Annotated in this window: 15 protein-coding genes and 3 pseudogenes; 8 read left to right on the forward strand and 10 right to left on the reverse strand. The window is 70.8% G+C overall.

The features are described 5' to 3' along the window. The first annotated feature begins 104 nt into the window (after positions 1 to 104). From KKZ08_RS36175 to KKZ08_RS36185, 3 genes are all read left to right on the forward strand, one after another. Positions 105 to 956 carry an alpha/beta hydrolase gene (locus tag KKZ08_RS36175; RefSeq protein WP_223778462.1) on the forward strand — a complete coding sequence of 284 codons (852 nt, stop codon included), beginning with the start codon at positions 105 to 107 and terminating at the stop codon, positions 954 to 956. Positions 957 to 1,021: 65 nt separating this feature from the next. Next, entirely contained in the window at positions 1,022 to 1,912 is an 891-nt protein-coding gene (locus KKZ08_RS36180; protein WP_223778463.1) for a helix-turn-helix domain-containing protein, read from the forward strand. A 170-nt stretch (positions 1,913 to 2,082) separates the two neighbouring features. Next, a complete protein-coding gene (locus KKZ08_RS36185; protein ID WP_223778464.1) occupies positions 2,083 to 2,796 on the forward strand; it encodes an alpha/beta hydrolase in 714 nt (237 codons plus the stop codon). Positions 2,797 to 2,930: 134 nt separating this feature from the next. On the opposite strand, the pseudogene KKZ08_RS36190 reads toward KKZ08_RS36185, so the two are convergent. The 5 genes and pseudogenes from KKZ08_RS36190 to KKZ08_RS36210 form a co-directional block, all read right to left on the reverse strand. Further along, a pseudogene (locus KKZ08_RS36190) lies at positions 2,931 to 3,050 on the reverse strand (DJ-1/PfpI family protein); the annotation flags it as partial. Positions 3,051 to 3,194: 144 nt separating this feature from the next. Then, a pseudogene (locus KKZ08_RS36195) lies at positions 3,195 to 3,365 on the reverse strand (helix-turn-helix domain-containing protein); the annotation flags it as partial. Positions 3,366 to 3,453: 88 nt separating this feature from the next. Next, positions 3,454 to 4,086, reverse strand: a complete 633-nt coding sequence (locus tag KKZ08_RS36200; RefSeq protein WP_223778465.1) for a hypothetical protein — start codon at positions 4,084 to 4,086, stop codon at positions 3,454 to 3,456. A 134-nt stretch (positions 4,087 to 4,220) separates the two neighbouring features. Further along, positions 4,221 to 6,026 (reverse strand): MFS transporter, encoded by a 1,806-nt coding sequence (locus KKZ08_RS36205; protein WP_223778466.1) that lies wholly within the window; start codon positions 6,024 to 6,026, stop codon positions 4,221 to 4,223. Between the two features lie 142 nt (positions 6,027 to 6,168). After that, the gene (locus KKZ08_RS36210) at positions 6,169 to 7,698 is read right to left on the reverse strand and encodes an MFS transporter (protein ID WP_223778467.1); all 1,530 of its coding nucleotides are present in this window, start codon (positions 7,696 to 7,698) and stop codon (positions 6,169 to 6,171) included. Positions 7,699 to 8,045: 347 nt separating this feature from the next. Between KKZ08_RS36210 and KKZ08_RS38795 the strand changes: the two genes are divergently transcribed. From KKZ08_RS38795 to KKZ08_RS36225, 3 genes are all read left to right on the forward strand, one after another. Then, the gene (locus tag KKZ08_RS38795) at positions 8,046 to 11,339 is read left to right on the forward strand and encodes a BTAD domain-containing putative transcriptional regulator (protein WP_263303386.1); all 3,294 of its coding nucleotides are present in this window, start codon (positions 8,046 to 8,048) and stop codon (positions 11,337 to 11,339) included. Positions 11,340 to 11,597: 258 nt separating this feature from the next. Further along, positions 11,598 to 12,149: a hypothetical protein gene (locus KKZ08_RS36220; protein WP_223778468.1), complete on the forward strand. Its 552-nt coding sequence runs from the start codon at positions 11,598 to 11,600 to the stop codon at positions 12,147 to 12,149. 385 nt (positions 12,150 to 12,534) lie between these two features. Further along, positions 12,535 to 12,918: a hypothetical protein gene (locus KKZ08_RS36225; protein ID WP_223778469.1), complete on the forward strand. Its 384-nt coding sequence runs from the start codon at positions 12,535 to 12,537 to the stop codon at positions 12,916 to 12,918. A gap of 43 nt (positions 12,919 to 12,961) precedes the next feature. Here the strand turns inward: KKZ08_RS36225 and KKZ08_RS36230 are convergent, their stop codons facing one another. Continuing rightward, positions 12,962 to 13,165 carry a hypothetical protein gene (locus KKZ08_RS36230; protein WP_223778470.1) on the reverse strand — a complete coding sequence of 68 codons (204 nt, stop codon included), beginning with the start codon at positions 13,163 to 13,165 and terminating at the stop codon, positions 12,962 to 12,964. 110 nt (positions 13,166 to 13,275) lie between these two features. Here KKZ08_RS36230 and KKZ08_RS36235 point away from each other — a divergent pair. Continuing rightward, positions 13,276 to 13,520 (forward strand): annotated as a pseudogene (locus KKZ08_RS36235) (HNH endonuclease); the annotation flags it as partial. A gap of 332 nt (positions 13,521 to 13,852) precedes the next feature. Here the strand turns inward: KKZ08_RS36235 and KKZ08_RS36240 are convergent. After that, on the reverse strand, positions 13,853 to 14,545 hold the full coding sequence (locus tag KKZ08_RS36240) for a methyltransferase domain-containing protein (protein WP_223778471.1): 693 nt from the start codon (positions 14,543 to 14,545) through the stop codon (positions 13,853 to 13,855). Here KKZ08_RS36240 and KKZ08_RS36245 point away from each other — a divergent pair. Continuing rightward, positions 14,544 to 16,253: a hypothetical protein gene (locus tag KKZ08_RS36245; protein ID WP_223778472.1), complete on the forward strand. Its 1,710-nt coding sequence runs from the start codon at positions 14,544 to 14,546 to the stop codon at positions 16,251 to 16,253. The two genes, KKZ08_RS36240 and KKZ08_RS36245, sit on opposite strands and share 2 nt — an antisense overlap. A gap of 475 nt (positions 16,254 to 16,728) precedes the next feature. Here the strand turns inward: KKZ08_RS36245 and KKZ08_RS36250 are convergent, their stop codons facing one another. The 3 genes from KKZ08_RS36250 to KKZ08_RS36260 form a co-directional block, all read right to left on the reverse strand. Further along, the gene (locus tag KKZ08_RS36250) at positions 16,729 to 17,454 is read right to left on the reverse strand and encodes a DUF6531 domain-containing protein (protein ID WP_223778473.1); all 726 of its coding nucleotides are present in this window, start codon (positions 17,452 to 17,454) and stop codon (positions 16,729 to 16,731) included. Positions 17,455 to 17,545: 91 nt separating this feature from the next. Next, a complete protein-coding gene (locus tag KKZ08_RS36255; RefSeq protein WP_223778474.1) occupies positions 17,546 to 17,965 on the reverse strand; it encodes a hypothetical protein in 420 nt (139 codons plus the stop codon). A 159-nt stretch (positions 17,966 to 18,124) separates the two neighbouring features. Further along, on the reverse strand, positions 18,125 to 23,299 hold the full coding sequence (locus KKZ08_RS36260) for a DUF6531 domain-containing protein (RefSeq protein ID WP_223779333.1): 5,175 nt from the start codon (positions 23,297 to 23,299) through the stop codon (positions 18,125 to 18,127). Between the last annotated feature and the right edge of the window lie 215 nt (positions 23,300 to 23,514).

Genomic DNA, 23,514 nt, shown 5'->3' on the forward strand with positions numbered 1-23,514 from the left:
GCGCCCCGATTCCTACAGCTCGCGGTGGTGCGGGCGGCCGGCTCCATTCGATGATGGCCGAGACGGGCGGGACCGATGTGCCGCCTCTGACCAGGGGAGAGGTCATGAAGGAACTGATCACGACGGACGGCGCACGGCTCGCGTACCGGGACACCGGCGGCGCGGGTGTCGCGTTGGTGATGCTGCACGGCTGGGGGCAGACGCAGGCGATGTTCCGCCACCAGATCGAGGGGCTGGCGCCCGGCCGTCGCGTCGTCACCGTCGACCTCCGCGGCCACGGGAAGTCCGGCAAGCCGCGTCACGGCTACCGCATCGCCCGGCTCTCCCGCGATGTTCTCGAACTCGTCGACCATCTCGGTCTTGACCGTTTCGACGCACTGGGCTGGTCCATGGGTGTCTCGGTGTGGTGGAGCTTCATCGACCAGTACGGGACCGGACGGATCCGGCGCTTCGTCGCCGTCGACCAGCCCGCGGCGGTCGCCGCCGTGCCCTGGATGACCGAGCGGGAACAGCGGGACTCCGGTGCCATCTTCGATGTGTCGGGGCTGTTGTACCTGGGCGCGGCCCTCACGGGGCCGGAGGGTGACACGGTCCGCGCCGACTTCGTGCGCGGCATGTTCTCCGGCGACCCCGACCCCGAGGTGCTCGCCTTCGTCGACGAGGAGATCCGGTCGACACCCGCCTACGCGGGCGTACCCCTGCTGTTCGACCACTGCGCGCAGGACTGGCGAGACGTGCTTCCCCGGATCGACGTGCCGACCCTGGTGATCGGCTGCGAGGGAAGCCATGTGAACCCCGACTCGCAGCGCTTCGTCGCCGAGCGGATTCCCGGCGCCCGCCTGCACGTCTTCGCCTCCGACGTGGCGAGTTCGCACTTCCCCTTCCTGGAGAACCCGCCGGCCTTCAACGCCGTGCTGGAGAAGTTCCTGGCCGAGGAGACGGCGAACGGGGTGTGAATCCGCCCTCCGCCCTCCGCCCGCACCACGCACCTACGGCTAGGACCTCCATGACCCTCACACTGATGTCTCGTGTGCCCGGACGGACGCCCGGACAAGCGCCCGATCTGGCCTCACCCTCCCCGCGCTCGGGGTGGCTGGTCCAGATGCTCTCCGAGATGCCGGAGACGAACGACCGGAACCATGTCTACCTCGGCGTCCATGTCCGCGGGCCCGTCACCGTCGTCCACGGGCGCGCCCAGACCCTGCTGGAACCGAACGACCTGGTCTTCTGCGACCCGGCCCGACAGCACATGCTGCGGTTCGGCGAGGACTGCCAGATGATCTTCTTCCGGGTGCCCCGCTGCTATCTGGGCGTCACCGAGCCGGAACTGAACCAGGTGCTCGGCGTGCCCGTACGCGGCGGGGAGGGGATCGGGGCGCTGGCGTCCGACTTCCTGACCGCGCTCGCCGCCAAGGCCGAGTTCCGCCGGTCCACGGTCGGGGACCGGCGTGCCCGGACGGCCGTACACCTCCTCTCCGTCCTGGTGATGGAGCTCCTCGAAGCGGACACGACGGACGAGGCCGAGGACGCGTCCGGGGCCGCCAACGAGATGCTGTCCCGCATCCACGGCTACATCGAAGAACACCTGATGGACCCGGACCTCTCACCGGAGTCGATCGCACGCGCCCACCACATCTCCGTCCGGTACCTGCAGAAGCTCTTCCAGAACGACGGCAGCACGGTGAGCCACTGGGTGCGGCGGCGCAGGCTCGAGTTCTGTCGGCTCGAACTGGGCCGCTCCAACCGGAGGATCACCATGGCCGCGGTGGCACACCGCTGGGGCTTCAGCAGCCCCTCGCACTTCAGCCGCACGTTCCGCGGGGCTTACGGCATGAGTCCCAGCGAATGGCAGGCGCTGGCGACGTCGGCCTTCACGACGACTGCCGGCGCACAGGACGAGCGAAGGCGCTGAGACGTGTGTGCGCCGTCGTGCCAGCGCGGATGCGCCCACGCACAAGGGGTGCCGCTTCCATGGTCCTACCGTGAGTAACCGTCTCACGGACCTCTTGCCGCGTTCCGGGCCGCGCCCTGGACCGTCGTGACGACACCCCACACGTGGCCCGACACCGAGAGGGAACTCGCATGACCAACCCCACCGTCGTCCTCGTGCACGGTGCCTTCGCCGACGCGACAGGCTGGATAGGCGTCATCTCGGAACTGCGGAACAGCGGTATCCCGGTGATCGCTCCGTCGAACCCGCTGCGGGGCCTGACCTCGGACGCCGCCTACCTCACCTCTGTCCTGGCACAGGTCGAAGGCCCCGCCGTACTCGTCGGCCACTCGTACGGCGGTGCGCTGATCACCGTGGCCGGCGCCGCGGAGAACGTCGTGGGGCTCGTATACGTGGCCGCCTACGTGCCCCACGAGGGCGAGAGCCTCGGCCAGCTCCAAGGAGGCTTTCCCGAGTCCCCGCTGACGGGCAGCCTGAAGGCGTGGACCTACCCGCTCCTTGACGGCGACTCCGGAGTCGAGGTCACCATCGAGGAGACGGCCTTTCCCTCCGTGTTCGCGGCGGACGTGCCCGAGAGTATCGCCGCCGTCCTGGCAACGGCCCAGCGCCCACTCGCCACGGCCGCCTTTACCGAGACCGCGTCCGCGGCGGCGTGGCGGACCAAACCGTCCTGGGCCCTGGTGGCCGGGGCGGACCGCACGATCAGCCCCGAGGTCCAGCGCTTCGGCGCCGCACGGGCCGGCGCCGTAGTCGTCGAACTTCCGGGCGCCTCCCACGCCGTCCTCCTCTCCGAGCCCACACAGGTCGCCGACCTGATCAGGGACGCGGTACGGGCGGCGAGCTGACCGACCCGAGGTGATCACCGGTGGGTCGGCCTCGCGGGCGGCGGTGAGCCACTGCCCGAGCATCGGCGGGGCTGTCCATGGTTGCTGACCATGATGCGCGGCGCCGTCGGTGAGCCGCATCGAGGCATCAGCAGGATCGTACCGAACACCTCGATGTGACCGGCGAAATCCTGCTCCTCCACGCCGTCATAGAGGACGGTGTGGACACGCAGTGGGCGTGCGGGACGGCGAGAACGTACGGATGGACCAGGCATGAAAGGGACTCCGTGAAGAGGTGGCGTGATTCCCTGAACGAGCCGGCGAGAACACGCTCAGTCTTCCGACGGCCGCCCCCCGGCGACACCGGCACGTGTGCCCCTGGTGCGCAAGATACGGCCAGGCCCGGATGCAGGCTGCCGTCACCGGCGAAAAGCGCCCCTGTACGCCGACGGTGTCGTACCGACGTGCCGGACGAAGTGATGGCGAAGCGTCTCGACGGCCCCGAAGCCCGTGGCTTCCGCGATCCGCGCCAAGGGAAGCTCTGTCGTCTCCAGCAACTCTCTTGCACGCTGCACGCGCTGGGCGAGCAGCTCGGCACAAGACCTGGAGTACGCCTCAAGTGGGAGCGGTCAGTTGACGGCTCGCGGAGCAAGAAACCAGGCTCCCACCAGCAGCGTCTCAGTAGCCGGGGTACATGCCCTGAAAGGAGCCGATCGCTACGCCGATGACCGTCGCGTCGACGATGAGCCCGAAGACGAGGAAGCACAGGGCGGCGACGGTGTCGCTCGCGCGGCTGGCCCGCGAGCCGTATTCGGTCACGATGCCTGGCTTGTCCGGGTGGTAGACGACCTGGACCGTAGCGGAGCGGCTCTTGACGTTCACGCTACGCTCCACACCGTGCATGTCGGTGTACACAAACATCCCGAACTCGCCGCCCAGAACGCGTATTTCACTGACTCTTCTCGCTTCGACGGTGACGCCATGGCGGAGCAGGTACCGGGAGCGGTACCGCAACCGCACCATGTCGGCACCGATTGCTGTGAGCAACGCGCCAACGGGACCCACCAGCATGATCAAGAACGCGAAGGTCCAGACTCCATGGGCGGCGACGGCCGCCGCAAGGCCGGCACACACGAGGACGACAGCAGTTCCCCACCACCTGCGTCTTCGCTTGTCCCTCTCCTCTTGGGACTCGGTCACCGCGCGGGTGGTCACGAGTCTTGAGCCCTCGGCGCTCGCGGGACGCTCAGGCAGGACCGCGTTGACGGCTTCGGCGAACAGGCCAGCGGCAGCCTCGCTCACGTCGTCCAACCCGGTGCATCGCGGGCACCGTTCCGGACGGGGCAGTGAGTTTGACGGCCAGACTGCGCCGCTCGGAACGGATGCGCTCTATCGCCAGGAGGGGAATCCGGACTTCCTCGGTCCTCCGGCGCAAAACCAGCGCATCACCGTCGAATCGGAGCAGGGCGCCATCGGAGGAACGCAGAACCGGTATCGGCGATGTGATCGACATGCGCCCGATCGCAAGGGCTGGGCGGGACGGCGGGGCGGCGCGACGGTTCCGAGCCCGTACCCGCGGCGGGGGGTGTGCCCGCAGCGGCCGATACGGGGCGGGCCGCAGCTTCTGGTTCCGCACCGCCGGCGGCCGGGGCGGGCACCAAGACCGGTGCGGACCGGAGCGCGGGCCCGGGGCCCGGCCCGTTGGCCGGCGCCGCGAGGGCGGGTGACGGGCCCTCAGGGCCGGTCCACCTGGTGTCCGGAACCGCGTGGCGGCGGATGGCGGCAGCGGTGATCGCGGCGATCGCCAGGGCGGTGACGGCCAGGACGGTCATCACCGTGCGGAAGGCGTCCAGCCAGGCCGCAGCCCCCGCCTGTGGGGCTGCGGCGCCGCCGGGGGAGAGGCGGTGGAAGAAGACGAGCCCCGTGACAGCGATGCCGAGGACGCCCGCGGTCTCCTGGGCCGTGCCCAGGACACCGGCCGCCATGCCGGTCAGGTGCGCCCGCACGCCCGCCAGCGCGGCCGCCGTCAGGGGGGCCATGAGCAGTCCCATGCCGGTACCGGTCACGGCGAGTCCGGTGATCAGCCCCACGGGCAGCCCCGTGGCGCCGACGGAGGAGGCGGACCAGCCGATCAGGGCGAAGCCCGCCGCGAGGACCGTCCCGCCGAGGACGGTGATCCGGTTGCCGAGCCGGCCGGTGAGGCGGCCCGTCTGCGTGGACGCCGCGAAGAAGGAGGCGTTGAGCGCGACGCCGACCACGCCCGCCGTCACCGGTGACATGCCCCGGCCCTCCTGGAGGAAGAGGGACAGCACGAACGTCAGCCCCGCCGACCCTCCGAACAGCAGGGCCACGCAGACCACGCCCCGGGTGAAGCCGGGGTCCCGGAAGAGTGCCGGGTCCAGCAGCGGGCTGTGCCCCGCCGTGATCCGGCGCCGCTGGTGCGAGGCGAACCCCGTGAGGAGCGGCAGGGACAGGCCGAGGCTCATCCACGTCCAGAGTGGCCACCCGGACTCGCGGCCGGAAACCAGTGGCAGCACCAGCGCCAGCAGCCCGGCCGCGGACAGCACCGCCCCGAGCGGGTCGAGCCCGCGTATCCCGTCCTCGGAAGCCGCCCCAGTCCCCGTCGCATCCGCCGGCAGCAACCGGGCCATCGCCAGCGCCAGCAGCCCCAGTGGCAGGTTGATGAGGAAACAGGCCCGCCACCCGAGCCCGCCCAGGTCCGCCGCCAGCAGCAGCCCGCCTACGGCCTGCCCGCCGGTGCCGGCGATCCCCACGGTCGCCCCGTACCAGGCGAAGGCCCGCGACCGGTCGGCCCCGGGGAACATGCGGCCGATCAGCGCGAGGACCTGAGGTGCCATCAACGCGGCGGCCAGGCCCTGCGCGATCCGCGCCGCCACGAGGAATCCCGGCCCCGTGGCCAGCCCGCACGCCGCCGAGGCGCCCGTGAACAGCGCGAGTCCCACCACGAACACCCGCCGCGGCCCGTACAGGTCCCCGAGCCGTCCCGCGGTGATGAGGCCGATGGCGTACGCGAGGCCGTACCCGACGAGCACCGCCTGCATGGCGGTGCGCCCCGCGTCCAGGTCGCGCCGGGCCGCCGGCGCCACCGCGTTGACGATGAAGAAGTCGAGCGTCGTCATGAACACCGCGGCGAGCACCACGAGCAGGGCCCACCAGCGGGTCCTTTCCTCGGCTCCGGCGCGGTTCGCGGCCGGGCTGCGGTGGGCGGGGAGGCGTACGACCGACGACATGCGGTTCTCCTGACGAGGGGAGCGAACAGTCCGGGGAACGGCGCAGGGGCAGCCCGGATGGAGCTGGGGCTACCCCTGTGCGGTGGTGTGTGACGGACGCGGACCGGTGGTGCGTGGCGGTGCGGTGACCCGGCCCGCGGGCTCAGTGACCGGCTGGGACGTGGACCTTCTGCGCCTCGGCAGAGGCGCCGTCACCGGCGGCGACCGGCGGCTGGGCCGGCTTGCGGCTCAGCAGCAGGAGCAGGGCGGTGACCAGGCCGACCATCGCGAAGACCGCGGTGGCCAGGAACCCGGCCTGGAACCCTTCGTTGAGGCCGGCGGCGTCCGTACCGGTGGTGTGGGCGAAGGCCACCGAGGAGGCGATGGCGATACCGAGCGCGGCTCCGATCTGGAAGACCGCGTTGTTGATGCCGGAGACCAGACCGGACTCCTCCGGCTTGGCGCCCGTCAGCGAGGCGATCGAGGCGGCCACGTTGGTGGAGCCGATACCGGAGCCGAAGATGACCAGGCCGAAGAACAGGTCGCTCCAGTAGCCGCCGTTCGGGTCGATCTGCGTGAGCAGGAGCAGGCCGCCGGAGAGCAGGGCCATACCGACGACGGCGATCGGCTTGTAGCCGACCTTCGCGACGAGCCGGGCGCTGACGTTCGCGCCGATGATCGACATCAGGGCGTAGACCGCGGTGCTCAGACCGAACTTGACCGCGCTGTAGCCGAGCACCTGCTGGGCGTAGAGCGAGGTGATGAGCGCACCGCCGTAGACCGCCATGGCGACGATGAGCATCAGGAGGTTGCCGCCGACGACCGTAGGGGAGCGGAAGATCCGCAGCGGGATCAGCGGAGCCTGCGACTTGCTCTCGATGACGGTGAAGACGACCAGGAACGCCGCGGAGGCGACCAGCATCCAGATGGTCTGACCGCTGCCCCAGCCGGCGAGCGGGGCCTCGGAGACCGCGTACACCAAGAGCGCGATGGCGGCGGTGATGGTGATGGCGCCGGCCGGGTCGAAGCGGCGGCGGCCGGGGCGGACCGGGGTCTCCTTCAGCAGGCGCGGGCCGAAGAAGAGGACCGCGGCGACGACCGGCACGTTGATGTAGAAGATCCACTCCCAGCCCAGGCCATCGGTGATGGGACCACCGATGAGGAGGGCGGCGGTGGCACCGAAGGCGCCGATGCCGGTCCAGATGCCCAGCGCCTTGTTGCGCTCCGGGCCCTCGGCGAAGGTGTGCATCAAAACGGCCATGGCGGTCGGCGTCATGACGGCGGCGGCCACACCCTGGACGACACGGGCGGTGATGAGGACCTCGTCGGTCCACGCCAGACCGCACAGCACCGAGGCGATGCCGAACAACGCCGTGCCGAGCAGGAACATCCTGCGACCGCCGAGCAGGTCGGCCGTGCGTCCGCCGAACATCAACAGGCCGCCGAAGCTCAGCAGGTAGGCGCTCATCACCCACTGGACGCCGCCGGCCGCGAAGCCGAGCTCCGACTCGATGGCAGGCAGCGCGAGCATGACGATCTGTGAGTCGACGATCACCATGAAGAACGAGGCGACCAGCAAGGTGAGCGCCAGCCAGCGGCGCGGGTCGGGAGCCGAGCCGGTACGGTCCGCCAGGTCCTGCGACCCGACGTCCGTGGCCTGGCTCGTTCGGTTGGTACGGGATGCGCGAGACATGGGGTCCTCGATTCCTCGATCCTGGTTTCTGGATCTCCGGCGGTCCGGGACCTCTGCGGGGGTCTCGGGCGTTCAGGAGTCGCTGCGTGGCTGACCGCCGCCCGTTCCTTGCGGCGGCTTCACGAACACACTGGCCCCCGCTTCTCTCGGCACCCTCACGGCCGACTCACGAACGTCGCCTCGCGCGCTCACGGGCTCTCACGGCCGCCCCGCGCCCAGTACTTCCGAGTCCCCGCCCGGTGTTCCCACGCCGTCCGGCACCGCAGCCCTGCCCGTACCGGCTCCCGTCCCGTACGGCGCCGCGCCCCGCGCCTCCCGGACCCCGCGCTACGGGCTACTGTGCGGCCATGCGCTTTCGGGTACTGGGTCTTCTAGAGGTGTGGACCACGGACGGCAGACCGGTCCCACTGGGGGAGCCCAAGGTCCGCGCCCTCCTCGCCGACCTCCTCATACACGCCGGCCGGCCCGTCTCCACGAACCGCCTCCTCGACGACATATGGGGCGAGGATCTTCCCGGCAAACCCGCGGCGGCCCTGCAGACCAAGGTCTGGCAACTGCGCCGCACGCTGGAGGAGGCGGAGCCCGGCGGCCGGGCCCTCGTCGTCTCCCGTGCGCCCGGCTATCTCCTCGGCGTCACCCCCGACACCATCGACGCCGGCCGCTTCGCCGACCTGGCGGCCCAGGCCCGCGCCACCTCCGACCTCCGCGCCAAGGTCGCGCTGTTCACCGAAGCCCTCGCCCTGTGGCGCGGCCCCGCCTACACCGAGTTCGAGGACGAGCCCTTCGCCCGCCGGGCCGTCCAGCACCTCGAGGAACAACGCGTCTCGGCCCTGGAGGAGCAGGCCGCCGCCCGCCTGGCTCTCGGCGAACACCACCTGCTCGCCGACGAACTCGCCGGCCTGGTCGCCGCCCACCCGCTGCGCGAACGTCTCCACGCCATTCACCTGCGCGCCCTCTACCGCGCCGGCCGCCAGAACGACGCCCTCGACGGCTACGCCCGCCTCCGCGCCCGCCTGCGCGACGAACTCGGCCTCGACCCGGGCGCCGAACTCACCGCCCTCCACCAGGCGATCCTCCAGCAGGACCCGTCCCTCGACGCCCCCGCCACCCCCGCCGCCCCGGCCGGGGCCATCACCCCCGGAACCGGCGCCCCCCGCCGGCGCGGCAACCTGCCCGTCCCGCTCGCCGAACTCGTCGGCCGGGCCGACGACCTGACGGCCCTGCGTACGCTCCTCGCCGACACCACCGGCCCCCGGGGCCGGCTCGTCACCCTTACCGGGCCCGGCGGAGTCGGCAAGACCCGCCTCGCCCTCGAAGCGGCCGCCCAGGCCGCCGACGCCTTCCCCGACGGCGCGTGGCTCGTCGAACTCACCGGCCCGGCCGCCCGCCCCGAAACCTCCGGCGACGTGTCCGCCACCGCCCACGTCGTCGCCGCCGCCCTCGGCATGCGCGACGACACCTCCCCGGACGGCTCCGACGACCGCCCCGACACCCCGGCCCAATGGCTCGCCACCGCCCTCCACGCCAAACGCGCCCTGCTGCTCCTTGACAACTGCGAGCACGTGGTGGACGCCGTCGCCGAACTCACCCGCACCCTCCTCGCCCACGCCCCCCACCTGCGGGTCCTCGCCACCAGCCAGGAACCCCTCGGCATCACCGGCGAGATCCTCCGCCCCGTCGGCCCCCTCGCCCTGCCCGACGCCACCGCCACCGGCCCCGACACCCTCTCCCGGGCCGAGGCGGTCCAGTTGTTCGTCGCCCGCGCCCAGGCCGCCGACCCGGACTTCGCCCTCACCACCGACAACGCCGAGGCCGTCGCCGCCGTCTGCCGCCGCCTCGACGGCATCCCGCTCGCCCTCGAACTGGCCGCCACCCGCGTCCGTACCCTCGGCGCGCGCGAACTCGCCGCCCGCCTCGACGACCGCTTCCGTGTGCTCGCCGCCGGCCGCCGCGACGCCCCGGCCCGCCAGCGCACCCTCCGCGCGGTCATCGACTGGAGCTGGGAACTGCTCACCCCCGCCGAGCAGACCGTCCTGCGCCGCCTCGCCGTCCACGCCGACGGCTGCACCCTGGACGCCGCCGAAGCGGTCTGCGCCGACGACGCCCTCGCCACCGACGAGGTCCTCGACCTCCTCGCCCGCCTGGTGGACCGGTCCCTCGTCATCGCCGCCGACACCCCGGCCGGCGCGCGCTACCGGCTCCTCGAATCCGTCGCCGCCTACGGCCTCGAACGCCTCGACGAAGCCGGCGAGACCACGGAGGTACGCCGCCGGCACGCCCGCCACCACCTGGCGCTCGCCGAGACCGCCGCCCCCCGCCTGCGCGGCCACGACCAGCGCACCTGGCTCGAACGCCTCGACACCGAAGCCGGCAACCTGCGCGCCGCGCTGGAGACCTGCGTCCGCACCGGCGCCGCCGACGACGCCCTGCGCCTGGTCATCGCCCAGTCCTGGTACTGGTTCCTGCGCGGCCGGCTCGGCGAGGCCCTGCGCTCCTTCGACCAGGCCCTCGCCGTCCCCGCCGAGGACACCGCCCTCTGCCGCGCCCACCACGCCGACGCCACCGTCCGCCGCGCCGCCCTCTCCCTTCACTCCGGCGACGCCGAGGGCCCTGCCAGGGCCGCCGCCGCCTTCCCCCTCATCGACCACATCACCGGCCCCCGCGACCGGGCCCACGCCCTGTGGCTGCTCTCCTTCACCCTGTACGGCTCCGGCGACCTCGCCTCCAACCAGGACCGGGCGGCCATCGCCCTCGCCGCCTTCGAGGAACTCGGCGACCCGTGGGGCCGCGCGGCCGCCCTGACCGTCCGCGCCGGGCACGCGCTCATCCGCGGCGACTTCCCCGCCGCCTCCCGCGACGCCGGCGTCAGCCTCGGACTCTTCCGCGAACTGGGCGACCGCTGGGGTCAGTTGAAGGCAGGAGACCTGGTCGCCCAGCTCGCGGAGATCCACGAGGACTACGACGAGGCCACCCGCACGCACCGCGACGGCCTGCGCATGGCCGAGGAACTCGGCCTGTGGACCGACGCCTCCTACAAATGGTCCGGCCTCGGCCGCATCGCCCTGCTCACCGGCGACCACGCCGAGGCCCGCCGCTTCCACGAGCACGGCCTGCGCCTCGCCGCCGAACAGGCCCACAAGCGCGGCGAGCAGTTCGCCGAGACCGGTCTCGCCCTCGTCGCCCGCCGCGAGGGCCGCCTGGACGACGCCGAGGCCCACCTCACCAAGTGGCTCGGCTGGCTCCGCGCCGTCTACGGAGACCTCGGCACCGCCCTCGTCATGGCCGAGCTCGGCTTCGTCGCCGAACAGCGCGGCGACGCCGGCACCGCCCGCGCCCACCACCTCGCCGGCTACGCCGCCGCCCGCGGGACCGGCGACCCCCGCGCCCTCGCCCTCGCCCTCGAGGGCCTGGCCGGCACGTGCGCCCTGACGGGCCACCACGCCCACGCCGCCCGCCTCCTCGGAGCCGCCACCGCCGCCCGTGAATCCGTCGGCCGCCCCCTGCCCCGCGCGGAGAGCGGGGACGTGGACCGCATCGCCGCCGCCGTACGGGAAGTCCTGGGCGAGGAGCTCTACACCAAGGAACTCGCCACCGGCCGCACCCTCGACGCCCGCGACCCGGCCCTCCTCGAGGACCTGTGACCCCGACCTCCGCGAGCGTGCCGCTCATGGGGCCGGCACGGCCCGGCGGGCCGTGCGGCCGAAGACGGCCCAGCGCCGTGCTCTACGAGGTACGGCAAGCCGACCTTCGCGGCGATCAAACGGCGTACCCGTGCGACGATGGGCCATGCGCACCGGCTGCCCGGCGCGCACCGAATGCCTCGTACACGCCCTCGAGAAGCGTCGTGGCAGGCCGGGGCCGGGCAGCGGTGTGGAAACGGCTGCGCCTAGGCTTTGGCCATGTTGCTGGTACACGGCGGAGAGGCCGTAGCTGACGCTCTCGAACTGCGCACGGGGGGAGTGCCCCTCGTCCCGGACGGGTTCGCCTGGCCGAACTGCCGCGAATGTGGCGGCCACATGCTGTTCTTCGCTCACCTGCCCCTCGACTGGGGTGTGATCGCGGTATTCCTCTGCCAGAACAACCCGGGCATGTGCGACGACTGGGACGCCACTGCTGGGGGCAACCGCGCCGTAGTGTTCAGCGGCCCGCTGTCGGCGGCCACCATCCCCGCCGAAGGCGAAACGCTGCTCGGCGCGGTCACCGCCCTGCGTCCCCACCCGGCCGACACCCCGACCGAGGAGCCGGTGCTGGGGTGGCTGGGCAGCGAACCCCCCTGGCTCCAGGGCGACGAGACTCCAGCGTGCCCATCCTGCGCTGCCCGTATGACCTTCACGGCCGCGTTCGAAGAAGGAGCGGACTTCGCCTCCTCCGCCAACTTCGGCGGGGGCGGCCTTGGCTACGTCTTCCACTGCCGCCCCTGTAGCGAGGCCGCCTTCCTCTGGCAGCGATGAACGTCGACAGGCTCGCCAGAACGGCGCCGGGTAGAAGGCGAAGTCGAAGCCGCTGCCCGTCCGTACGCCGTGCCGGGAGGGGCGCGAGCCGATGGGCCCGGGGGCCGCGCTCGGCGAGCCGGGCGCCGAGCGGGCTCCTGAGAGGCGCCGGCGGCGCCGGAGCCGTTGAGAACCCCCGGGAGTAGCTGACTGTCGGCAGCTGGCCCAGCGAAAGATGGTCATGAGGGCATTTCCCTGAGTCTTTGGGCCTTCGGCTCTCCGCCAAGGGGTGAGCCGAAGGCGCAGCGTGCGAAGTGAGTGGTCGAGTTCCGCTCCAGGGGGCCGCGTTGGCCTTTACGATCACTGCGGGTCTCCAGGGGGGGACCCGTCTCACCAGGGAGGGAACATGTCCAACGTCTCCAGGCGGTCACTGCTGGGCTACTCGGGCTCGGCGGCGGCAGGCGCGGTGCTCGCCTCCGCGGGTACGGCTCATGCGGACAGCGACGGCACCGGCGCCACGGAGGACAAGGGCGCGCAGAGCACCGAGGCCGGGCCCGCCCGGGCGGCGGCGGTGGCGTTCGAGCCGGGCACCCAGTTCTCCGGGCGGGCCCAGCACACCTCGGGGTATGCGGAGGTGTCGATGACCTTCAGCATCCGGCACGAGGAGACCTCCGGCCAGCAGGAGATCTCCCCCGAGGAGGTCGCCGAGGCCCTCAACGAACTCGCCACCCGGCGCGGCTGGCCGCGCATCACCTTCTACGGGACACCGCCCAAGGCCCCGTTGAACTGACCCGCGGCGCCGAACGCCCGCTGCCCGCTCAACAAACGGTGAGTCAGTACGTCGATGCCTTCCGGGAGGCGGTGGAGAGGAAGCGCGCCACCCAGACGAAGAAGCCGAAGCGGCGCACCGGCACCGTCGTACGACGTGACGGCTGCGCACCGCTCAGGCTCGGTGCGGCGATCGGCATGATGATGACCGAGCGCGGAATGGTCGCCCCGGCCACCGGCGGCAGCGTCCCCGCGCAGTTCGACGGCATCCTCACCGCGGCCGCGCCCGAGCTCGCTGGGCACGTCCAGACCGCGGGCTTCGATGCGGACACCGGTCGCCTGGATGTCACCGAAGGAGTGCGGCCCGCCGCGAGGCTGCGCCAACGACCTGGGCGCCCCCACCAGTTTGGTGACCGTCACCGCTCGCACCAACCGTGCCAAGGCCGACCAGGGTCCGGCCGGGTGGCTGCTGCCGCTGCCCGGCGCCCACTGCCGCGACGTCGCGGAGTGAGTGTCCACCAAGCTGCGCTGGGACCCGGCCGCGGCCCCCGCTGAGCTGGACGCCATCGCGGTCTTCGCCGCCGGCAGTGCAAGGACACCCCCGTCACCTACACCCCCGCCTGACATTCGCCGACGGGCGGCCGCCCAGCGCTGCCCGGTCGTGCGGCGGAACGGTGATTGCCCCTGTCCTGGTGGGACGGGGGCCACCGTTCGCGAGCGCCCCGGCAGGCCTTGCACCTGCGTTCCCCATCGGATGACGGGCGTCCTTCTTTGGACCGCAAACGTGTGCCTCCACGGACGGTGTCGTGCGGGTCCAGCGGTGCCGCGTCGTCGTATATCTGCACGCGCACTTCGCCTTCGCCGAGCACCCGGGAGGCGGGGGCGGTGAGGTGAACTCCCCACCTGGCTACGGTGAACGCGGTAAGAAGAGCGGCCTCGATATCGCCCGCAGGCGCTTAAGCGGAAGCGGAGGCCACGAAGAACGGAATGGCGATGAGGAAGTGGCCGGCCTCGGCGCGTCGGCGCTGCTCGGCGAGCCACTCGTCCGCCTGGTCACGGCTGACGGCGCCGCTGGCGCAGGCCGGCTCGGCGAGTCTCGCGAGCAGCGACAGCATCGCGGGGTCGGTGAACACACTGGTGTGCACCTCGACCGTGACATCGTCGAAGCCGCCGGCCAGAAGCAGGCTGCGGTACTGGCGGCCGGCGCGGGGCGTGCCCAGGAGGTCGGCGCGGGCGTGCACGATCCTGCGGGTGAGCGCCGCGTCATCCGAGTCGATCATGATGGCGTCCCAGTCCTGACCGACCAGGACGATCCTGCCGCCCGGGCAGAGAACCCGTCGTGCCTCCGCCACCGCGCGCTCTGGCTCCAGGAGTACGTGGAAGACCTTGTCGGCACGGTAGCCGCGCACGCTTCCGTCGGCGAACGGCAGATCCTCCGCCCCCGCCTGACGGAACTCGGACTCCGGCCACCGTTGGCGGGCCGCCGCCAGCATCCACTGACTGGGATCCACGCCCACCGCGTGGACGCCGCGTTCGGCCAGCTCGGCGACAGCTCGTCCGGCCCGTGAACCGCTGACGGGGGCGATCTGGCCGCAGGCGGTCAATACCCTGGACTCGGTGCTGTCACCGTGCAGCGTACATGGAGTCATGGAGGATCCTTCCGCGGCTGACGAACTTCCCGAGCATCTGCACCCCCTCGCCCTGGACGCTCTCAACCGGGCCTTACCTGCCCGTCGGCCGCTGGTGCTGGCCGCCCGTTCCACTGCCTACCGGGCCGCAGTGAGCGGCCAGGGGCCCACACTCCGCCTCAACGGCGCCGCCGTCGTTCAGCTCTTGCCCCCGGACCCCGAACGCGTCGCCACCTATCTGCACCGCGACGCGGGCGGACCGCACACTCCCGGCGCGGCCCGCTGGAACGCGGTCATCGACCAGCTGGGTACTGACAGCCCGGTCGGCCAGGCGCTGAGCACCCCACTGGGACTCTTCCTCGCCCGCACCATCTACAACCCCCGCCCCGGCACCGGCCGTTCACACCCCGTGCCACACCCGGACGAGCTCTGCGACCGGCAGGCCTTCCCCGACCGGGCCGCGGTGGCACAGCACTTGTTCCGGTCCTTCATCCCCGCCGCCTACGCCCCCGACGGGCCACAGCCGTCCCGCTGGAGCGCCGCCCAGGCCCAGCGCGCCTTCGTCTTTCTCGCCCGCTTCCAGGAATCGCACTGTCATGGCAGCCCCGACCTGGCCTGGTGGGAACTACGCCGAGCCGTCCCAAGGGGAGTTCAGTGCCTCGTGGGCGGGCTGGTGCTCGGCCTTCTGTGGTGGGGGGCCGCGGGTGCGGTCGGCGACTACGACTATGGGACGGTCAAGGTACTGAGCGTCGTCTCCAGCGGAACAGCGGGCGCGATCACGGGGATGCGCGCGTACGGGCGGTCCGTCAGTGCCCTCCTGTTCGGTCTGGTCGGCGTCACGGTCGGTGGACTGGTCTTTTTTCTCGTCGACGGGACAGCGTCCTTTTTCGTGGCTACCAATGCCGTCGCGGGGTGTCTCGTCGGGGTCATGCTGGGATGCCTGGTGTTCCGTCCCTTCAGGCGTTCGGCTGCCGCGAGTGCCGGCCCGCAGCGGCCACGCGAGGGGCTCATCGGTGGCTTGTGGGGCCTGACAGCCATCGTGGCCACAGCCCTGGGCTGGGTCCTCATCGGTTACGACCTGGTCGGAGTGTTCCTCGGAGGGCTGTGCGGCGGCCTCGCGGGGGAAGTCACCGGGCGACGTGTTCGCCGGCAAGTGGGCGGATTCGCGGTGGGGTTCACAGGCGGAGCGGTGGGCGGGTGGCCGTTCGAGGACCAGTTCCTCGCTGCGGTGCTGGCCGGGCTGGTGTGCGGAGGCCTGATGGTCGCCGTCTACGGGACTGGGCGCGCACTCACATCCAGGACGCCTGATCTGAGGTCCGGCATCGGAGCGTCGAGGCTCTTCACCACGGACCGGCGTGCATTCCTCCTGGTGGGCCTCGTCCTCGCAGCGGTGACCGGAGCTGTCTTCGGGCTCGTATTCGCGACCCCGATCGGAGACGAATTCGGGCTGGGCTCCAGCACGGCTACTGTCGGTATCGACTCCAGGATCATGTTGGGAGTGATGACCGGGGCGGCGATCGCTCCCATGCTCGGGACGGCGGCGGCAACCTGGCCCCACCTCGTGATCGCACGGACCTACTTGGCAATGCGTCGTCGTTTACCCCGCGAACTGATGGCATTCCTGCAAGATGCTCACGACCATCGCGGAGTTCTGCGCCAAGTCGGCCATGTCTACCAATTCCGGCACATCGACCTGCAACGGCACCTCGGCAGCAACGCTGAACGCTGACCGAAGAAATGTCTCGCACTGGCCAGCGAACAACCTCACCCAAAGCCACGGCTTCTGTCGGCTACCGGATGAGACACCCGAAAGTGTTACCACCAGCCGACGCCCCTGGGCAGCTTTGGCACGGGCGCGGGGGTATGTCAACGTACAACACCCTAACCGGGGTGGCCGGTCAACCCGTCTCCCGACGCGATGAGGAGCTTGCCCTGTCCGCGAACGTTGTCGGTGTGTCTGCCTTCGGTGCCTCACTTGGCACCACATGGCACAGGTTGTAGATACCGTCCAGGGGCGTCTATGCCCATCCAGTGCTCTGCGCGGCTCCGTCAGATGGCGAAGCCGCACCGGAGCACGCCGTCACAAGAGCACGGGAGCGGGTACGGCGACACGGAACGCCGCATCGGGCACCTGTGCGAAGTCGATGGATGACCGGCACCGTTCTCCGCCGGGAGAAGGTGTCGGTCCCCTTGAGTTCTGGAACTCAGTGGGTGATGAGTCGACCTTGCGAGTCATAGGTATAGCTCAGAACTCGGCCGAGAACATCTGCGACTTGCGTCAGATATCCACTGTTCGTGTACACATAGGTGACGCGTCCGCCGTCGGCCAACGTAACCCTCAGCAACAATCTCGTGCTGCTCGTCGTGAACCGGACCACACGGCCCTCGGCATCAGAGACTGACGCTATCCCTCCGTTCGACGCGTAGGCGAGATGGAGGCCATCTCCACTTCGGTTCACGACCGTGGTCAGACGTCCGGCCTGGTCGAAGTTCCGCACCGGTCCGTCGTTGTTCGGCGTCAGGCGGTAGCCGTCGCTCGTAGCCGACAGTTTGTACGGCGTGCCCTCCGGCGCGCTGTAGGTGCCGTCGCTCTGCTTGGTGAAGGTCACCTTCGTGCCGTCCGCATCATGCAGGACGACCGTCTCGGTGGAGACATCGATCCGCGCTTCAAGGGAGAGCTTCCACCCCTTGCCCAGGAGCCCGGGCGCCGCTGCGGGATCCCAGTGATAAAACCTGGTCAGACTGAAGGGGAATCCCTTGCTCGTCACCTCCGCGTCCACTACCCGCACGTCACCTGTCGAGTTTCGAGCTTCTTGGTGAATGGCCTGCGCTGTTTCCTGGGAGGTCGCATCCGCCGGCGCAACGCCTAGGGCCGCTAAGCTCATTCCAGCTAAACCAAGGGTGATGCTGTTGCGTATAGGGAAGGGCATGTCTGTGCTCCTTAGTTCGGTGTGGTCTGTCGTCTGAGGAACTGTCAACCAGCTCGCCCGCTGTGCCGGGACAGGGAGCGGTTGAGAGGGATCACCAGCTGGTCCCTTTGGTCCGTGCGCGGAGGAACATGAAGAAGTCGTCGATTTCCAGTACCTCTTCGTCGGTGAGGGAGGGCACGCGCCATGCCAGTCGGGCGCCGTGTTCCATGAATGCGGAGGGAAGGCCCGTGCCGTAGGTCTCCACGTACTCGGCCGTGTCGCGGCGCCAGTAGAAGGTTCCGTCACTGTGCAGGGCCGACCCGCCCATGACGGAGAACTCGGTTCCCACGACGTCCTCGGTGAATCCCATGAGAGCGATGATCACAGGTGCCGTCCGCAGGTATTCCGCCACGCGTCCGCGTTCGTTCACGGGCAGTTGGCCGGAGAGTTCACGGATCTCGTCCGCGCGGCCGATGAAATGGGACTGGCTGGAGCTGTCGCCGAACAAGCCGAGCGGGGTGACCTGGCGCATGGAACGTCCTTCCGGAACGAGCTGTCGAACGGGCCGCTGACGGTGGTGGGTGTCATCACATCAGTGCGGGTGTGTATGTGTGGGGTGCGCCCGGGGCCCGGCCCCGGGCGCACCCGTACACGTGTTTTGCACGCTACTCCGGGCTGCTGTCGGGCCGGTTCACTTGGGATCGCCCAGCGGACCCTCCGGCCACTCACGGACCCTTCCGGTGCGTGGATCGATGTCGACCTGATGGCCGCTCGCGTTTCTCACTTCCACGCCACCGAGTGCCTTGGAGATTTCTCCGGCCGCCTGGCAGGCTCCGTGGCAGGTGACCAGTTGGATGGGACCTCCGTGGTAGTTGGGATTCTCCCTGACCAGGTCAGCGATCTGCTGGGGGTGGGTTACCTTGCCGTCGACGATGAATTCCCCCTGCTTGTTGCCGTGGACGATGACGTCGTGGCCGTACGTGCCCTTCGAACGTCGCAGGTTCTGGAGTGTGTTCGCGTCGTCGCCGATGGCCGTGGCGGTTTTCGTGTAGCGGACGCTGTCACCGGCCCAGGTGAACGACGAGACGGGCGGAATGCCCATCACGCTCTCCGCCTTGCCTCGCGGAGCCGCCGCTGTCTTGCGCCACCCGGTCAGACCGCCGACGCCCGTGAGGGCGAGTTGCTGGACGAGTTCGTCGGCCGCCTCGGCGTACAGGTCCGCCAGCGCGTCGCAGCCCTGTTGCCGGAGGAGGTGCTCGCTGCGGTAGAGGCGGTAGGCGGGACGGATGGGCAGGTACTTGTCGACGAAGGCACCGGCGCCGCCGTTCTTGCCGGTGACCGCGTCCTTCGCGTCGCCGAAGAAGTCGAAGGGCGCCTTGAGCCCCCGGAGGAAGCCCTTCCCGAAGACCCGCGCCCCTTCCTGGAAGCTGTCGACCTTGCCGTTGCCGTCGTCACCCGGGACCGGGGTCAGCCCGCTGGGATCGGTGTACAGGGTGGGGGCGTTGTCGGCGTAGGCGTACGGCGAGACGTACGGGGTCGACTGGTCCCGTGTGGCCGGGTCGGGGCGGGTGAAGCGGCCGGTGGTGGTGTCGTACTGGCGGGAGTGCAGGTCGAGGTTGCCGGTGCTGGCCTCGTAGCGGGCGCCCGTGTACGACGGGGTGCCGGCGGGGGCGCCGCCGGTGACCGTGCCCAGCACACGGGTGCCGTAGGGGTCGTAGGCCCAACGCTGGTGGAGCGTTCCGGTGCTGCCGGTGACGTCGACCGGGGAGCCCTGGGTGTCGTGGTGGTAGAAGAAGAGGTCCGCGCCACCCGTCCTGGTGGCCGTGGGCTGGCCGAGCGGGTCGTAGCGGTAGGACTGCTTGACCTTCCAGTCGCTGTCGTACTCGGTGGCCAGGATCGGCAGGGCCCCGTTGGGATCCCACTGGGTGCGGCTGGTGACCGTGCCGTCCTTGGCGGCGGTGACCTGGTTGCCGCTCGCGTCGTGGTCGTAGGTGTAGGAGGCGCCCGCGACGGTGGCGGCGGAGATCTGTCCGGCCAGGTCGTAGCCGTAGGTGTCCGCGCCCGCCTTGGTCTGGTTGCCCTCGGCGTCGTAGTCGTAGGCAGTGGTCGTGGTGCCGGTGGTGGCGGAGGTGAGCTGGTCGGCCGCGTCGTAGGTGTAGCTGGTCGCTTCCGTGCCCAGGGTGGAGGTCAGGCGGTTGCCGACCTTGTCGTACGTGTAGGACGTGGCACGGTTGGCGGCGCAGCCGTCGGCCCAGGGCTGGGGGAAGCAGCCGGAGGTGAGGCGTCCGGCCGCGTCGTAGTCCAGGTCCCAGCCGCCGGTGCCGACCCCGGCGCGGGTGACGTCGACGCGAGTGGGCAGGCCCGCCGGGGAGAGGGCGAGCGCGGTCTTGGTGACCGTCGTGTCGCCCTTGGTGGCGGTGACGGCCGTGAGGCGGCCCGCGCGGTCGTAGGCGCGTTCCTCGGTCTCGGTGTTGGGCAGCGCGGACCTGGTGAGCCGGCCCGCCGGGTCCCAGGCGTACGTGGTGGTCTTGCCGTCGGCCGCCATCGTCGCGGTCCGGCCGTCGTTGTCGTAGGTGTACGTGCTGGTGTTGCCGTCGGAGTACTTGCGGGTGAGCATCTGCCCGGCCGCGTCGTAGGTGTAGGCGAAGCCGCGGGTCCTGGTGAGGTTGCCGACGGCGTCGTAGCCGAAGTCCTCGGAGATTTTCGCGTTCGCCCGTGAGACCATGCGGCCGGTCGCGTCGTAGCCGAAGGTCACGTCGGGTGTGGAGTCGGAGTAGTCGACCTTGGTGAGCAGGCCGCGCGGGTCGTAGGTGTGGGTGGTGGTGCCGCGGGGCGTGGTCTTCTCGGCGAGGTTCCCGTCGGCGTCGTACGCGTACGACGTCACGCGCTCCAACGGGTCGGTGACCGACGTGAGTTGGCGTGCCGCGTCGTAGCCGTACGTGGTGACGCGGCCCTTCGCGTCGGTGCGCCGGCTGATGTTCCCGGCCTTGTCGTGGCCGTAGGCGGTGACGGCGCCGCCGGGAGCGGTGACCTCGGTCAGCTGGTCCAGCTTGTCGTAGCCGTAGCTGGTGACGCGCCGGTCGGCGTCGGTGCGCCGGGTGACGTTGTCCGCCGCGTCGTAGTCCGTGGTGCTCACGCCACCGAGCGGGTCGGTGACCGTGGTCGGGTTGCCCGCCGGGTCGTAGCCGTAGGTGGTCGTGTACCGGGCGGGGTCGGCGCCGGTGGCGTTGCCGCGGGGGTCGACCGCGGTGGCCTGTCGGCCGTCGCCGTCGTAGGTCCAGCTCGTCCTGTGCCCGAGCGGGGAGGTGCGGCTGAGCAGGTTGCCATCGGCGTCGTAGGCGTAGGTGGTGGTCTTGCCCAGCTGGTCGGTGCTGCTCGTGCGCCGGTTGTTCTTGTCGTAGCCGGAGGTGGTCGTCTTTCCGGCGGCGTCGGTGACCTTGGTGACGTTGTCATTGGCGTCGTAGGCGTAGCCGGTGGTGCGGCCCAGCGGGTCGGTGACCACGAGCGGCCGGTTGACGGCGTCGTAGGTCGTGCTGGTGGCTGCGCCGGTCGGATCGGTGACCTTGGTGCGGTTGCCCGCCGCGTCGTAGGCGTAACTGGTGGTGTGGGCGGCCGGGTCCGCCCCGGTGGCGTTGCCGCGCGGCGTGACGCTGCGGAGCAGGCGGCCCACCTTGTCGTAGGTGTACGTGGTCTTGCCGCCGACGGCGTCGGTCTCGGAGGCCAGACGTCCGCCCGCGTCGTAGGTACGCGTGACGGACTTGCCGGACGGGTCGGTGGTCCGGGTCAGGTGCCCGGCGTCGTCGTAGGCGAAGGTGGTGGTGTCGCCCGCCGGGTTGCGCGCGGAGGTCAGCTGCTCGGCGCCGTCGTACGTGTAGGTCGTGGTGCGGCCCAGCGGATCGGTGGCCGAGGTGAGCAGGCCCCGTCCGTCGTAGGCGTACTTCGTGGTGTACGCGGCCGGGTCGGCGCCCTCGACGTTGCCGCGCGGATCGGTCCTGGACAGGATCCGGCCGGCCTTGTCGTACGTGAACGTGGACTTCTCACCCAGCGGCGTGGTGACCGACGTCCGGTTGCCCGCCGCGTCGTACCCGTACGTCGTGGTCTTGCCGCGCGGCGTCGTCACCGTCGCGAGGGAACCCAGCGGGGTGTGCGTGTAGGTGGTCTTGCCGCCCAACGGGTCGGTCACCGTCTGAAGCTGGTTCGACGCGTTGTACGCGTACGTCGTCTTGTTGCCGCGGCCGTCGGTGGTGCTGGTGATGTTGCCCGCGCCGTCGTAGGTCCAGCTCTCCTTGTGTCCGAGCGCGGCGGGCGCGCTGCGGGTGAGCATCCGACCGGCGCTGTCGTACGTCATGGTCGTGGCGTTGCCGCGCTGGTCGGTGATGGTGACGGGCCGCAACTGGCGGTCGTAGTCGTACGTGATGCTCTTGCCGTACGGGTCGAGGGTCTCCATCAGGACGTTGCCGGAGTACACGTCGGTCCACACGCCGCCGTCGGGCGCCGTGGTATGCGCCTGCTTTTTCTTGCCGTCCCAGGTGAACGCGGTGGTCTTGCCGTTCTGGTCGGTCTGGGACTTCACGCGGCCCGCGCCGTCGTAGGCGTTGGTGACCTTGCCGCCCGCCGGGTCGGTGAGGGACGTCAGGCGCTTGTTCGCGTCGTACGCGTACGACGAGGTCCGGCCCGCCGGGTCGGTCACCGAGGTCAGCAGGCCACCGGCGTACTCGTACGCGACCGAACCCCCGTCGGGCAGCTCCACCTTGGACAGCAGTCCGTCGGCGCCGGTGGTGAAGGTGGTGGTGCGGCCCGCGGCGTCCTTGACGGTGGTGAGCCCGCCGGACGCGTACGCCAGGCTGAGGCCCTTGCCCGCGCGGTCGGTCACGGAGGTGAGCTGGCCGCCGCTGCCGAAGGTGCGCTTGGTGTGGTCCGGGGTGGTGACCGCGTAGGTGCTTCCGCTCTTGGTCAGCTTGGCCGTCGATCCGGCCGGGGCGGTGTACGTGCCGTCGCTGTCCTGTGTGAACACGAACGACGCGCCGTCCGCCGTCCGGTACGTCACCTTGCCCGTCGCGAGGGTGAGTCTCGCGTCGAAGGGCGTCGCCCAGCCGCGCCCCAGCAGTCCGGTGGCGGTGGAGTCGGAGCGGTAGGTGCGCTCCAGGGCCAGGGGCACACCGGGGCTGACCAAGGAGGCGTCGGTGAGCTGTTGGTAGAACATGCCGGTCGCGGTGTTGACCGGATCGGCGCGGTGCGCCTGCGCGTAGCAGCCGCAGATGCCCGCCTGCGCGCCGGGGATGTCCGGGGTGTAGAACGCCTCCACCAGCGGGGACGTGGTCCCGCCTGGGCTCGATGAGCCGTCGGCGCTGTTCATGAAGACCCAGGCGTAGTACTTCTTCCCGTCCTTCAGGCCGCCGCCCAGCTCGTTGCCCGCCCACCAGAAGCACTGGTCGGTGGGGTAGGAGTTGCTCGTCCACCAGTCGTAGCACCAGGCGCCGGTGTCCGGGGTGTCGCCCTTGGGGTCGTCCGTGGCCTTCTTGATCTCCAGCTGGTGGACCGGGGCGCCGCCCTCGTCCATGACGTACAGCCACATTCCGCTGTACGTCGATCCCCGCTTGGGCAGTTTGACCTGGCCGCCGATCGACAGCTTGCCCGGGTAGGCGGTGGCCCAGGCCGACACCCACGCCGGGTTCTCGGGCGCCGCGCGGGGGTCGGCCGCGCGGTGCGGTGGGGCGGCGGCCGGGCCGTGCCGCATCCGGCTCGGGTCCGGGTGGCTGTGCGGTGTGCCTTCGGGCTTCCTGTCGGGCGCGTTCATGTAGGCGCGCATCGGCGACAGTTCGTGCTGTTCTTTCGCGACCTGTGCGCGCCGCTCGGCCAGGGTCATGGCCTTGGGCGGCTTGGGCAGATCGGCGGCCGTCCTGGCCTTCTCGGGGGTGACGGCCGCGGCCGTGGTGGCCGGCCGGGCCCGGGGCGGGGTTGCCCAGGCCGGGGCGACGCCCGCCACGACCAAGAGGGCCAGGGCCAGGACGGCCGTGACGAGTCTTCGCGCTTGCGTGGAAATGATGCACCGCCTGTCGAGCAGTTGTGAAGAAGGTCAGC

It is taken from the genome of Streptomyces sp. 135 (assembly GCF_020026305.1).
GTDB lineage: Bacteria > Actinomycetota > Actinomycetes > Streptomycetales > Streptomycetaceae > Streptomyces.